Annotated in this window: 12 protein-coding genes; 7 read left to right on the forward strand and 5 right to left on the reverse strand. The window is 49.0% G+C overall.

Features of this window, described 5'->3' with window-relative positions:
- Positions 1 to 515 precede the first annotated feature (515 nt).
- From ACKTSF_RS00430 to ACKTSF_RS00450, 5 genes are all read left to right on the forward strand, one after another.
- The gene (locus ACKTSF_RS00430) at positions 516 to 1436 is read left to right on the forward strand and encodes a magnesium transporter CorA family protein (RefSeq protein WP_407885570.1); all 921 of its coding nucleotides are present in this window, start codon (positions 516 to 518) and stop codon (positions 1434 to 1436) included.
- 350 nt (positions 1437 to 1786) lie between these two features.
- On the forward strand, positions 1787 to 3547 hold the full coding sequence (gene spxB / locus ACKTSF_RS00435) for a pyruvate oxidase (protein WP_407885572.1): 1761 nt from the start codon (positions 1787 to 1789) through the stop codon (positions 3545 to 3547).
- Positions 3548 to 3883: 336 nt separating this feature from the next.
- Positions 3884 to 4333, forward strand: coding sequence for a MarR family winged helix-turn-helix transcriptional regulator (locus ACKTSF_RS00440; RefSeq protein ID WP_407885574.1), 450 nt, complete (start codon positions 3884 to 3886; stop codon positions 4331 to 4333).
- 4 nt (positions 4334 to 4337) lie between these two features.
- The gene (locus ACKTSF_RS00445; protein WP_407885576.1) at positions 4338 to 5738 is read left to right on the forward strand and encodes a DHA2 family efflux MFS transporter permease subunit; all 1401 of its coding nucleotides are present in this window, start codon (positions 4338 to 4340) and stop codon (positions 5736 to 5738) included.
- An 86-nt stretch (positions 5739 to 5824) separates the two neighbouring features.
- Positions 5825 to 6271: a hypothetical protein gene (locus tag ACKTSF_RS00450; RefSeq protein WP_407885578.1), complete on the forward strand. Its 447-nt coding sequence runs from the start codon at positions 5825 to 5827 to the stop codon at positions 6269 to 6271.
- A gap of 363 nt (positions 6272 to 6634) precedes the next feature.
- Here the strand turns inward: ACKTSF_RS00450 and ACKTSF_RS00455 are convergent, their stop codons facing one another.
- The 3 genes from ACKTSF_RS00455 to ACKTSF_RS00465 form a co-directional block, all read right to left on the reverse strand.
- Entirely contained in the window at positions 6635 to 6886 is a 252-nt protein-coding gene (locus tag ACKTSF_RS00455; RefSeq protein WP_125700934.1) for a hypothetical protein, read from the reverse strand.
- A 240-nt stretch (positions 6887 to 7126) separates the two neighbouring features.
- On the reverse strand, positions 7127 to 8479 hold the full coding sequence (locus tag ACKTSF_RS00460) for a sensor histidine kinase (RefSeq protein ID WP_407885580.1): 1353 nt from the start codon (positions 8477 to 8479) through the stop codon (positions 7127 to 7129).
- On the reverse strand, positions 8469 to 9170 hold the full coding sequence (locus ACKTSF_RS00465; RefSeq protein WP_407885582.1) for a response regulator transcription factor: 702 nt from the start codon (positions 9168 to 9170) through the stop codon (positions 8469 to 8471). The genes ACKTSF_RS00460 and ACKTSF_RS00465 overlap by 11 nt, the downstream gene beginning before the upstream one ends.
- A 181-nt stretch (positions 9171 to 9351) precedes the next feature.
- On the opposite strand from ACKTSF_RS00465, the gene ACKTSF_RS00470 reads away from it, so the two are divergent.
- A complete protein-coding gene (locus ACKTSF_RS00470; protein ID WP_407885584.1) occupies positions 9352 to 9645 on the forward strand; it encodes a hypothetical protein in 294 nt (97 codons plus the stop codon).
- 181 nt (positions 9646 to 9826) lie between these two features.
- Here the strand turns inward: ACKTSF_RS00470 and ACKTSF_RS00475 are convergent, their stop codons facing one another.
- Together ACKTSF_RS00475 and ACKTSF_RS00480 are read right to left on the reverse strand one after the other, a co-directional pair.
- A complete protein-coding gene (locus ACKTSF_RS00475) occupies positions 9827 to 10015 on the reverse strand; it encodes a hypothetical protein (RefSeq protein WP_407885586.1) in 189 nt (62 codons plus the stop codon).
- Between the two features lie 300 nt (positions 10016 to 10315).
- Entirely contained in the window at positions 10316 to 10966 is a 651-nt protein-coding gene (locus ACKTSF_RS00480) for an SDR family oxidoreductase (RefSeq protein WP_407885588.1), read from the reverse strand.
- 372 nt (positions 10967 to 11338) lie between these two features.
- On the opposite strand from ACKTSF_RS00480, the gene ACKTSF_RS00485 reads away from it, so the two are divergent.
- Positions 11339 to 12541: an NAD(P)/FAD-dependent oxidoreductase gene (locus ACKTSF_RS00485; RefSeq protein WP_407885590.1), complete on the forward strand. Its 1203-nt coding sequence runs from the start codon at positions 11339 to 11341 to the stop codon at positions 12539 to 12541.
- Positions 12542 to 12605: the final 64 nt, after the last annotated feature.

Raw genomic sequence — 12605 nt, forward strand, 5'->3', positions numbered from 1 at the left:
TCAATCTCAAACACTGAATTCCATATGGTTGTTAGGGTCTAAGCACAAACCAACAACGTTTCTATAGACACAATTCAGGTTTCCACAGACCAACTACGTCAGCCGAGAGGTCGGCAGATATGGGCTCAGGCGCGTCGTTCTACTTGGTCAGGGGGCGATTTTCCCACTGGCTTAGTAGAAAACCAAGCTTGGAGACTCGGCACATTCGAGGCTTCAAGTTGTGTTCGCACCGTTCCAGCCCATATCTGCCGGCCGGTAAGGCGATGACTAGATGACGTTGCCCAATTTTAGTCTCCGTATCGTTGTGACAACAGTCGTAATGAGTATTTTGGAACTTTTAACCTTTAGTTTAGTGATTGGAGCCGCTGTTCCGGGCGTGGGGTCTGGAACAGCGGCTTTTATTGGCTTAATCTGTTATCAGATTAGCTAGTTTCTTTTCAAAATTGATTTTTTCCAGCGAGGGTCTAGGGGACGTGGTACACTAGGGGCATTGCTTGTATGAGGGAGCGGAGACCATGATAGTTGAGAAGAAGATTGGCGCGAAAGATCAAAACCTGGTGTGGGTCATGACCATGGTGGAGGAAGAAGCCGATCGAGATACCCTGAAGGTTAAATATGGCCTTACCGATGAAATTTTAACGTACGTGACCGACGAAAATGAACGGTCTCATTATGACCGCGACGATTTCTTGAATTCACAACTGATTGTATTGCATGTGCCAGTGGTGGTGGACCAGGTGTCTCAGCGTTATATTACCCGGCCGGTGACACTTCTATTGAAGGGAAATTGCGTCTTCACCATTACGACGAAGAACACGCACTGGGCCAATACACTCTTGAACGAGCGGCTCAAGCTGGATCAAATCTATGATACTAATGAATTATTGTTGGTCGGGATGTTTATCCTATTCGACCAATTTCTAGCGCCGATTCGAAAGATTAATGCGGAACAGAATCGCCTGGATAAGCAGCTCAATAAGTCGCCGGACAACAAGGATCTAATTGCGCTATCTAACTTGCAGCAGAGCTTGGCTTACTTCGTCAGCGCCACGCGTAACAATGCCATGATGGCGGTTAATTTAAGTAACACATCATTTGGCCGGCAACTCTCCGATACTAACCAGGAACGGTTGGATGACGCGGTGATTGAAGCTCGGCAGGCCTCCGAAATGACGTCCATTGAGGCCGATGTCGTCGATCGAATCTCAAGCACATTCAACAACGTTTTGAATAATAACCTGAATGATACGATGAAGTTCTTGACGATTTGGTCGTTAGTTTTGACGATTCCTACGATTGTGACTGGATTTTACGGCATGAATGTGCGGTTACCTCTGGCCAATCAGGGGAGTGTTTCGTGGCTGATTACCGTGGCAATTATGCTAGGAGTCATGGTATGGGTCGCGCTGATGCTAAAACACCGGCATTTCTGGTAAAAAATACTGAACCATTTCAGCTCCCATCTCGTGTGGGAGTTTTTTTTGCGTGAAAGTAGCAGTTGAGGATGTGGTTAACGGCGAAAGGTTTTCCAAGAACAAGGGCGGCCCAATCTGCTTGTTAGGTTTCGTGGAATCTCATGATTTTGTAATCTTGTGAATGCGCTTTATTTGCTGATAGGACGGCAATGATCGGTGGTTGTTCAGTCAACGGCATAAGTGATTGTTTTCACTAACAAAAAGTAAGCAGAAATGCTGGTATTTCATCTTGAAACGGACTATGATGTTACCAATCAATGATTTCGGGGTGCTTTTCTTTGGCGACACCTCATCAAAGGAGCGCGATTCAAATGACAAAGATGATTGCGGGTCAAGCATTGGTAAAAGTTTTGGAAGCATGGGGTGTCGATCACTTGTACGGGATTCCTGGGGGATCGATTAATCATACCGTTGAAGGCTTGTACTTAGAAAAGGATAAGATTCAATATATTCAGGTACGGCACGAAGAGGTCGGGGCATTAGCTGCGGCTGCCGACGCTAAGTATACCGGCAAAGTCGGTGTTGCCTTTGGTTCCGCTGGTCCTGGTGCGACTCACCTGATCAACGGGCTTTACGATGCTAAGATGGATCACGTGCCAATGTTGGCGCTGGTTGGACAAGTGCCAACGGCGACGATGAACACCAATTACTTCCAAGAAATGGATGAAACGCCAATGTTCGCCGATGTTGCTGTTTATAATCGGACGGCAACGACCGCGGAACAGCTCCCTTATGTTGTCAATCAGGCGATCCGGGAAGCATACCGGCAAAAGGGACCAGCTGTTGTTATCATTCCTGAAGATCTGTCATCGACCGAAATCGACTACGAGCCAGTTAAGACGCCGAACACCGTTTCCAATACGTTTACACAAACGATTGATCCTAAGGCCGTGACGGCAACATTAGAGCTGTTGAAGGCTGCTAAGCACCCCTTGATCTATGCCGGTCGGGGCCTCCTGGGTGCTCGTGATGAGCTGGTGAAGTTTAGCGAGCAGTTCAGCATCCCCGTTATCAATACCGTTCCAGCCACGGGAGTGATTCCAACCGACTATCCAAACGCTATTGGGACGTTTGGCCGCTTGGGTTCTAAATCCGGATTCGAAGCGCTTCAACACACTGATCTAATTCTGTTCTTGGGATCCGAGTTTCCATTTGCCCAGTTCTGGCCAAAGAATATCAAGATTATCCAAGTTAACGATAATTCCTTTGATATTGGGAAGATGGTGCCCGTTGACTACGCTGTGATCAGTGATGCCAAGAGTTACCTACAAGCCATGATTGCCACGGGTGAAACGTCGCCTGAAACAGACTGGCTCAAGGCTAACCGGCGCAACAAGCAGAATTGGAACAAGTGGTTGTCTCAATTAGCTGATGATGACACCAATGGCTTAGCACCGGAAGCCGTGACAAAGAAGGTCGCTTCCATGGTAGGTCCTAAGGATACTTACGGGGTCGACACGGGGAACGTTTCGGAATGGTCCGTTCGAGGCTTACCCATGAACAAGCAGCAACGTTTCGTCCTGTCTGGACTGTTTGCCACGATGGGCTACGGGCTACCCGCTGGAATGGCTGGGGCTTTGAGTGTTCCAGATGGTCAAGCTTGGTCGTTCTCCGGAGATGGTGGATTTGCGATGGTTGCTCCCGATATTATTACAGAAGCCCGTTACGAGTTGCCCGTTATCAACGTCGTCTTCAGTAACCGGCGTTTCGGGTTCATTTACCGCGAACAAGTCGACACGAAACAACACCTGTATGGGGTTGATCTGACCGATGCCGACTGGGCAAAGGTTGCCGAGGGCTTAGGCGGTATTGGTTTTACTGTGACCAACAATGCCGAAGTCGAAAAGGTCTTCGACCAAATCAAGGACTTGCAAGCAAAGGGCAACAAGAAACCAATTGTGGTCAACGCCGTCATCAAGAACGATGACCCAATTGGGACGGCCTTTATGCCCCTTGACGCCAAGCTCTATGGGCAAGAGACCGTCGATGCTTATGCTAAGGAAAATCACATTGACGTTCAGCAACAACCTGCTTTAGGGGAGTTGCTACGTGCTAAGGGCGATAACCTTTAATTGAAAACTTTAAAATTGTAAGTCGTTCCAAATCAGTCGTTGATTGGGAACGACTTTTTTTGTGATTACTGAAGGTTGCAAGGTCTAAAATACGAATTATGACTGTTGCAACAACGATACTGAGACTACAATTAGGCAACGTCGCCTAAACCAGCCGGCTTACCGTTCGCCAAATTTAGGCTGAAACGCTGTGGGTAGGACGCTATCAGCCTGAGAAGCGGTCTGCCAGCTCGCTTGATCCGCCCAACCCGCGTTTCAAAGTCGCCATTTTCCGAAAGGTGACTTGCAATTGTTGGTCAACCAGATTAAAATTGTTAGCTGACTAACAAAGGAAGGATGATTCAATTGCCCGACAGGAGATTGGGCGCTTGGCTGCGAGATGCCGAGCACCAAATGAACTTTGAAATGAACGAGTTTGCGCGGCCATATGGGTTAACGGGGATGCAGATGTCAGTCATCGACTTTCTCAGTCGTCGTGGGGCTGTCGACACCTTTCAAGTTGACGTGGAACGGGAATTTCACGTACAACGTTCCACGGCGTCCATCTTAATCAAGCGGATGGTGGAACATGGCTTGGTGACCCGTATCGTGGCAACCAACGACAGTCGTAAGCGGCAGCTTAGGTTAACATTACAGGGAGACCGGCTAGTGCCCATCGTGACGGCACACTTGGCACAACAGGATACCCGAATGGTGGCTGGCTTGACAGAGCGGGAGGCAATGGCCTTCCGCCACGCCTTAGAAAACGTGACGCAGTGGGGCAAGGCCCCGTCAGAGAGGGAGTAAGTGAATGGCAACAGAAAAAATTGAACCACGTGTAATCGGTGCTGTCCTGGCAACGGGGCTGATGTCTCTGAGTGGGGTCATCATTGAAACGGCAATGAACATCACATTTCCAACATTGATGAAACAGTTTGGGGTGACGACCGGAACGGTGCAGTGGATGACCACTTTGTACCTCCTAATTGTGGCCTGTATCGTCCCCATTTCATCGTTTCTGAAACGGCGCTTTAAAATGAGACAACTCTTCGTGGCCGCAAACTTGCTTTTCATCACAGGATTACTGGTCGATGCCCTTGCACCAGCATTTGTCTGGTTATTGGTTGGCCGGGCAATTCAAGCGGTTGGAACGGGGATTGCGTTACCACTGATGTTTAATATTATCTTGGAACAGGTGCCACTGAGCCGTATTGGCATGATGACGGGTGTGGGCACGTTGATTACCGCTGTTGGACCAGCGATTGGGCCGACGTACGGGGGAATCCTCGTGACCAGTCTAAACTGGCGGTATATCTTCTGGATTCTGTTGCCGTTCCTGATTGTGTCATTTTTCGTGGGACTCAAGACCATTCAACAGGTCTCACCTATCAGCCACGAACGGTTTGATATGCTGAGTATGTTGGCGGTCATTGCAACCTTGGGTGGTTTGATCTACGGCTTCAGCTCGCTGGGTAGCCAGCCATTGCTGAGCTGGTCCGTCCTGGGGGCTTGGATCGTTGGTATTTTTGGCCTGTTAGGTTTTGTGTTCCGGTCCAATCACGTGGAACATCCGTTGATCAATTTAGACACGGTGAAAAATTCCGCGTTTGCTTGGCATTTGGCGGCGTTTTTCTTATTACAAACGACGGCGTTAGGACTGTCCTTTATCCTGCCAAATTACCTACAATTGGTCGACAAACAAACCGCTTTCATTGCCGGCTTAGTCGTCTTACCGGGAGCTGTGATTGGTGCCGCATTTTCACCGATCGGGGGTCAGATTCTCGATCGTTTCGGTGCGAAAAAACCAATTGTTTTGGGGCTGAGTATCGTGACCGTAACCTTGATCTTGTTGACTGCCTTCGCTCGTCAATTGCCAGTCTGGGCTGTCTTGAGTCTCTATATTGCCTACATGATCGGTATCGGGACAGCGTTTGGCAACATCATGACAGCCGGTCTGAAACAATTACGTGGTGACTTGAAGGCCGATGGGAATGCCCTCATGAACGCAATGCAACAGTTTGCAGGTGCTCTGGGAACCGCCGTTGTTTCCATGATCATCTCCGCCAGTCAGGCGAGTGGTCAGGGGAGTACTGGTGTAAAGACGGCGGTGGGGTCACAGTGGGCCTTACTGGTACTGGTCGTCACGGGTGCTCTGGCACTGTTGAGTATGCTAATGGCTTTCAAGCTATCCCGTCCAACACGCACACGTTAGTATTGCTATTGGCTTTACCATAGCGACCGCGAGTTAACCTTATTTTATTAACCCCATGCTACACTTCACTTAATGAAGATGTGATTGTGTTGATTGAAAGTGAGGCGACCGGAATGCGGTATGACTGGCGGTATGGTTTTCATTCATTTTGGTTTCTAATGATGTTGATGCTAATGATGAGTCCCGTGATTTTTATCAATCAAGTGTCTGTCAAACACATTGCGATGGGCACGATGGTTGCGATTCTACTTGTCGACTATCTCTTTACTCGGCAATATCCATATTTTAATCGGTTTGGGCGCCAAGGATTTGGTGGCCTGATTAGCATCGGCTTCTTCATCATGATGGCGGCGGTAGCCCCCTACTTTGGGTACTGGTCACCGTCAGCTTGGGGATTTGTCAGCTTCTGTGTGGCAAGTTTTGGGGGTTCTCTGGACGGTCGCATTGCCCACCCAACCGATATTCTGGTCAGCCAGACGCGTGCCCAGTTACGGAAAAAAGCTGAGATCCTTCGTAAGCCAATGCCACGGTAAGCCTACAGGGTTTCTCCGGAAAATTTGACAGTTATGCTTGAATCGGAAAATATTTTCCGATTCTGACAGAAAAATAACCCCAGGTCAACGAATGGACGTTCGACCTGGGGTTATTTTGTGTCGCCATCTAAGGCTGAAAGGTAGTCGCCTAAAACAGCCGGCTTACCGTTACCAAATTTAGGCTGGAATGCTGTGGGGAGGGACGCTGCTAGCCTGAGAAGCGGTCTACCAGCTCGCTTTGAACCTTCAGCAATAGAAAAAAATGCGGCTGGTGCCGTTCTCACTGTAACGGTTAAACGCAGTCGCATCATTTTATATTTTTTTTAGAATTGAATTATTGTGGCTGAGCTCGACAGGTCGGCCTTAGTAGGCAGCCGAGTACGTCCAGTCGTAGGCCAATAATTGGTGGAACTTTTCCCCAATTGGGACCCACAGCTTGGCTTTCGCAATGTTCGCAATCGATTCCCAAAAGAGGGGATCCTTGCGTTCCTGGTCGCTTAACTTAATGTTGACGTAACTCCCGGCTTCCGTCTTGGCGATGACGTAAGGATAGAACACCTTCGTAATCTGGGCGGGAGTAATCGTTTTAATCTTTGGGTTGTCATCAATCAGCATAATTGTCCGCTTCCTTTCACTTGATGAACCCAGTATACCTGGAAAAGGTAGCGAAAGTCCTTGTTTTAAGTTAAGTTTTGTCTGAGAATTTCTTAGTTTTCCGATTGATGAGCGATTGTTGCCTGTAGCTGCAATAGATGCTGCCTGTCAGGGGGGGCCGCTTTCAGTCTGAGAAACGGACTTTCGGTGCGATTTGAAATTTCACCATTAAGAAAATTGAATTTTGAAATGATTTTGTTTTTAATCGGTCTGCAAGGTCACGGTGAACTTGGTGCCATGGGGGGGATTGTCGTTTACAGTAATTGTCCCTTGGTTAAGTTGAACCAGCTGTGACACAATGGCTAAGCCTAGGCCACTTCCCTCAATCTTGTTGGAACGAGAGGCGTCGACCCGGTAGAATCGTTCGAAGATATGGTCGCGGTCGGCCGCTGGAATGCCGGCACCCTGATCAGCGACGCTCAACGTGACCTGACTATGCGTTTGTGCAACAGTCACAACTATTGGCTGATCAGCAGGCGAGTACTTGTGTGCGTTATCCAAAAGCGCCGTCAATATCTGATGAAGCATATCGGTGTCACCCAGGGCCATTACCGGTTCATCAGGCCCGACGAAGGTCAGTGGCTGCGTCACGAGTGGCTGGTAATGGGTCACGACGCCCTGAGTCAGCTGCGCGATGTCTAGTGGCTGCAGGGCCACTTCGGCGCGGTCAGCCCGTGACAAGTGCAGAAGATTTTCGATTAAATGCTGCATACGCAACGACTCCTGGTCAATGAAACCCAGCGATTCGGGGATGATCTCGGGATGCTGATCCCCGCGGCGTTCGATCAATTTGAGGTTACCTCGAATCGTCGCGATAGGGGTCCGTAGTTCGTGAGAGGCATCGGAGATAAACTGCCGTTCACGCTGTAACCGACCGTTCTGGGATGCCAATAACTGATTGAAATCTTTAGCCAGCTGTGCAATCTCAACGGGTTCCTGCGGCTGGGGAAGTTCGGCCTGCGTCATTTCGGGATTGGCCGCAGCCTGTTGCGCTGCTTGCGCGAGTTGAATCGTGGGTTCACTGATGCGTTTAGCCAGTCGCCGTACGAAGAAGAGACCAATTAGGAGGCTAAAGCCGATGGCAATGATCAATACAGCAATCAACACGTGGAGGTTGCCGACCAGGACGTGCATGCCAATGTAAAGGTGATACGTGCGTCCGCCAGTCTTTAGTGTTTCTGCGAAAAAGAGTCCCCAGCCCTTGAAGTAAGTCAAGTGGGTAAAGGGGACAGACCAAGTGTTGGCGTTAGCCAGTGTACTGCCGTGGGGGAGTAGTGAAGTGGTCGACCCGTTTGCGTTCTTGATGAAGACAAACGTGTTGTGAGAGTTGAGCCCACTTGAGCGATTAATGGCTAGCCAGTCTTGAAAGTTCGTGACCTGCGATGTCTGAAGACTGGCGCTCAGCTGGGCAGCCTGGTTCTGTGCGCGGATCAGTTGATCCACGACCAGAGTTACACTAACGGTTAGCCCGATGACGATTCCAATCGTCACGAGCAGACTGGTAAATGAATGGCGAATAATATCCGCGTAAGTCCGGGGTTGTTTAACCGGCATTATCATCATCCTCTTTAAGACTGTAGCCGACGCCCCGAATTGTGTGGAACAGGTGGGGAGCGTCACCAACGTCAATTTTATTGCGCAAATAACCGATGTAGACATCGACTACGTTCTGTTGGCCGAGGAAGTCGACACCCCAGACGTTGTCGAGGAGTTCATCACGGGTAAAGACTTGACCTGGATGTTGTAAGAGAAAAAGTAGCAGATCGTATTCACGTTGGGTCAGCTGAATGGTTTCCCCGCCGCGATCGACTTGGCGGGTCTTGGTAACCAGCGTCAGGTCCTGCAGGTGATAGGTCTGATCGAGGCCACTCTGGTGAGCGGTCCGACGTTGAATCACCCGAATGCGGGCCAACAGTTCTTCTATCTCAAATGGCTTCGTGATGTAATCATCGGCACCGGTGTCGAGACCGGTGACCTTATCGCCGAGGTAATCGCGGGCCGTCATCATAATGACGGGCAGATCGTCATGCTTCCGAATCCGGCGTAATACTTGCATACCATCCATCTTCGGTAACATCCAGTCCAGAAGAATTAAAAGGAGATCGTCTTTTTCTTCCTGATAAGTCTCCCAGGCGGCTTCTCCATCGGCCGCGGTCAAGACGTCAAAATCTTCAAAGGTCAGTTCCTTAGCAACGTAACTCGCGAGGCCTTCTTCGTCCTCGACTAGTAGAATTTTATTTTTCATATTTAAGCGATACTCCTTGCTGTGACGTGGTTTATAGGCATGATACCACACGATGCTGTGGCAAAAATAAGAAATTCATATTTTAACCTTAACGAAGCTTAAAGATTAATGGCCTGGCCGGATGGTATAACTAATACATCGAAAGCGATAAGCCAAAACAACTAACTGAGGAGTGGTTAAAATGACTAAAATTAAATCAATGATGACTAAAGTAATGCTGGGTGCCATGACTGTAACGACCTTGTTAGCAACATCCGCGGGTGCTTCCGCTGCCACGGTGACAACGACCAGTACAGCAACTCCCGCTATCCGGACGACGGTGCAATTGGACTCCCGGCCAGCTGCCACGATTCAACCCATGAAGATCCACTTAAAGCGGGTGACCACGAAACAGGTTGCTAACCAAGTTCAGACGGTGGTTGATGCCAGTGCCTTAAACCTTGATCAAAAGCACAGCGACAGCCAATTGAAGTAAAGCGAATGTCTAGTGATTGTCTAAATTCCTCCAAACAAAATTGAACCAATCGCTTGGGCGTCATGCCCCTATAATGAATCAGTAGATATAGAAGCTAAGTTGCCAGTGGTGCCAGTGAGCGCGGCTGGCTTTTTAGATGGCGTCAAAAGAAATGTTGGTTACATTGTCTAAAACAGCCGGCTCACCGTTCACCAAATTTAGGCTGGAACGCTGTGGGAAGGATGCCGCCAGCCTGAGAAGCGGTCTGCCAGCTTGCTTTGAACCGCCCAACCCGCGTTTCAAAGTCGCCATTTTCCAAGTTAAGCCGCTTGGAAAATCCCACGGCTGAGTCTAAATTTGGCTCACTCGCGCCTGCGTAGACAGTGGCCAACCATCGTGGACTAACGTTGGCAGTTCGAAAATCCCCAATTAATTTTGTGGATTAAATCTCTATTAACTGGGCCTTTCTGCGTGCATTTTGACTCTTAAACTTCAGAATGTATTGAGACTAGAGACAGTTGCATACCATTCCCGACATAATTGGATAGAATTGAACGAGGGGGCAATACCAGTTGTTGAGACATCAACAAAAATTTTCCTTGTCTTGGGGAAAAAGTAAAGACTCTCCTCGGGCGTTCACCTTGTTGTGAACGTCCAAGGACAGCCTTGACTAGTTAACGTAAAATAATTGTTACTTCACGGCTGCAACAGCCGCAGTAATTGCCGTGTCACCATTTACCAATTCAATCGTTTGCTTAGGCAAGGGATGCTTGACCACGGCCACAACCGCCGCAGCAACATCTTCTCGGCTAATGGATTTGTTATCGCTATTGGCCGTGTCTAAGGTAATCTTACCGGTTGGTGCATCGTTGGTTAGGATGCCTGGCCGCACAATAGTGTAGTCCAAGTCAGTTCGGTGACGTAACCACTGGTCAGCATAGTACTTGGCCACATAGTAGGGCCGAATGCCGGATTTATCCCAGAAGGTTCGATCGTCTGTCCCCAGCGCACTAACGATGATGAAACGCTTGATACCAGCCTCTTCGGTAGCAATCATGGACTTGATAGCCCCATCAAGGTCGATATTCAGCGTCATATCGTCTCCGGTACTTCCCCCGGAACCGGCAGAGAAGACGACCGTATCGACGCCGGCCATTGCTGGCACCATCGCGTCAGCCGTGCCCATCAGATCGACGATTCGTGGTTGGCCGCCTAAGGCCGTAATGTTGTCGGCCTGAGTGGCAGAGCGGATGCCAGCATACACCGTTTCACCCGTTGCTGCGAGTTGCTTAACAATGTGCTGCCCCACGTGGCCGTGAGCCCCAATAATCAATGTTGTCATTCCAAATACCTCCTAAGTCTCGTTCACTTAACTAACCTCTACCATAAAGGTTTTGAGGGGAAGTTTCAGCTAAAACGACTCGTTAATTGGAAATATCAGTCACGGATTGTGGCCATGATTAACAGCACCGACAATAAATGCCGTTCGTTGTAGCCGGTTGGAAGATTGTGAAGGAAATTGCTAACCGTTATCAATAGCTTTTCGCATGATAACTCGTATAATAGAGGTAAATCATCCCTGATTGGTTAGTTCACCCACCGATTCCTCCGGGGGGAGTGATGGTTGGTTGAAAATGTAACCGGTTTAATCAACGAAAGTGTTAACGAGCTAATCGTGAATTGGGAAACTACAGTAGAAAAGGGGTCGTTTACAATGGCAACGGTTTTAGTTCTAGGCGGTGGCTATGCAGGCATGCGGGCTATTAAATTTTTACAACGTGAGGTTCCGAGTGATGATAAGATTATTTTGGTCGACAAGACAGGAACCCATGCAGAAAAGACCAATCTCCACGAGGTAGCGGCTGGGACGATTGCGCCCGAGCGGATTACCTATGAGATCAACGATGTAATCAGTAGTCGGGTTAACTTTATCCAAGACACCGTGACTAATGTGGATGTGGACCAGAAGCAAGTAACCTTGAAAGACCACGAGCCAATCACGTATGATTACTTAGTCTTGGCACTGGGCTTCCAGACCGAAACCTTTGGCCTCAAGGGTGCTGAAGAGAATGCGTTGCCGATGGATGACCTGAAGACTTCTGAGGCCGTGTACCGGCACATTGAGGATAAGGTAAAGGGTTACGCGCAGACTAAAGACCCTAACGATCTGACAGTGGCTGTCTGTGGGGCTGGCTTCACCGGCATCGAACTGTTGGGTGAATTGACGCAGTCTCTGCCAAAGCTTCAGACACGCTATAATACTCCGGAAATTAAGCTGGTTTGCCTGGAACGGTCGCCAGCTATTCTGCCGATGTTTGATAAGTCTTTGGCAGAGTATGCCATGCGCTTCATGGCCAAGCACGATGTGGAAATGAAGTTAGGTTCGAACATTAAGGAAATCAAGCCGGGTGCCGTGGTCTATACGGACGGTAACGATGAGGAACACGAACAACTAGCTAATACCATTGTTTGGACAGTCGGGGTGAGCGGTTCCCATGTTATTGCGGATTCCGGTTTTGACCAGCGTCGGAATCGGGTTGTAGTCAAGGATGACTTATCAATTGAGGGCCACCCCGAAGTTTATGTTGTTGGTGATGTTGCGGCTGTGATGGACGCTGACAGTGACCGTCCTTATCCAACGACGGCCCAGATTGCGTTGGCTGCTGGGGCCCAGGCGGCAAAGAACATTGGTCTGCAGCTACGTGGTCATGAGACGCGGCCATTCGTCTACAAGTCAGTCGGTACGGTTGCTTCACTGAGTGACCGAGATGGGATTGGCGAAATCTTTAGCAATAAGCGAAAGGTCAAGGGTTATCCGGCATCCGCATTGAAGAAAGTCATTACCGACCGTTCAATCTTGGAAAGTGCCCACCTGGGGACCGTTTTCAGCAAGGGCCGGTTCGATCTGTACCACTAAAAAATGAACAACTTTAAAGAAGTGAGTAGGCAATGTTGGCCTACCCGCTTTTTTAATGCTAAAA

This window comes from Levilactobacillus muriae, assembly GCF_045862015.1.
In the GTDB taxonomy this organism is placed as follows: Bacteria; Bacillota; Bacilli; order Lactobacillales; family Lactobacillaceae; genus Levilactobacillus; species Levilactobacillus muriae.

Excerpts from the sequence above, each read along its gene's own strand:
- ACKTSF_RS00455 (WP_125700934.1), bottom strand. The coding sequence starts at position 6,886 with ATGCTGATTGATGACAACCCAAAGATTAAAACGATTACTCCCGCCCAG.
- ACKTSF_RS00470 (WP_407885584.1), top strand. The coding sequence starts at position 9,352 with ATGACTAAAATTAAATCAATGATGACTAAAGTAATGCTGGGTGCCATG.
- ACKTSF_RS00440 (WP_407885574.1), top strand. The coding sequence starts at position 3,884 with ATGATTCAATTGCCCGACAGGAGATTGGGCGCTTGGCTGCGAGATGCC.
- ACKTSF_RS00445 (WP_407885576.1), top strand. The coding sequence starts at position 4,338 with ATGGCAACAGAAAAAATTGAACCACGTGTAATCGGTGCTGTCCTGGCA.
- ACKTSF_RS00430 (WP_407885570.1), top strand. The coding sequence starts at position 516 with ATGATAGTTGAGAAGAAGATTGGCGCGAAAGATCAAAACCTGGTGTGG.
- ACKTSF_RS00465 (WP_407885582.1), bottom strand. The coding sequence starts at position 9,170 with ATGAAAAATAAAATTCTACTAGTCGAGGACGAAGAAGGCCTCGCGAGT.
- spxB (WP_407885572.1), top strand. The coding sequence starts at position 1,787 with ATGACAAAGATGATTGCGGGTCAAGCATTGGTAAAAGTTTTGGAAGCA.
- ACKTSF_RS00485 (WP_407885590.1), top strand. The coding sequence starts at position 11,339 with ATGGCAACGGTTTTAGTTCTAGGCGGTGGCTATGCAGGCATGCGGGCT.
- ACKTSF_RS00460 (WP_407885580.1), bottom strand. The coding sequence starts at position 8,479 with ATGCCGGTTAAACAACCCCGGACTTACGCGGATATTATTCGCCATTCA.
- ACKTSF_RS00480 (WP_407885588.1), bottom strand. The coding sequence starts at position 10,966 with ATGACAACATTGATTATTGGGGCTCACGGCCACGTGGGGCAGCACATT.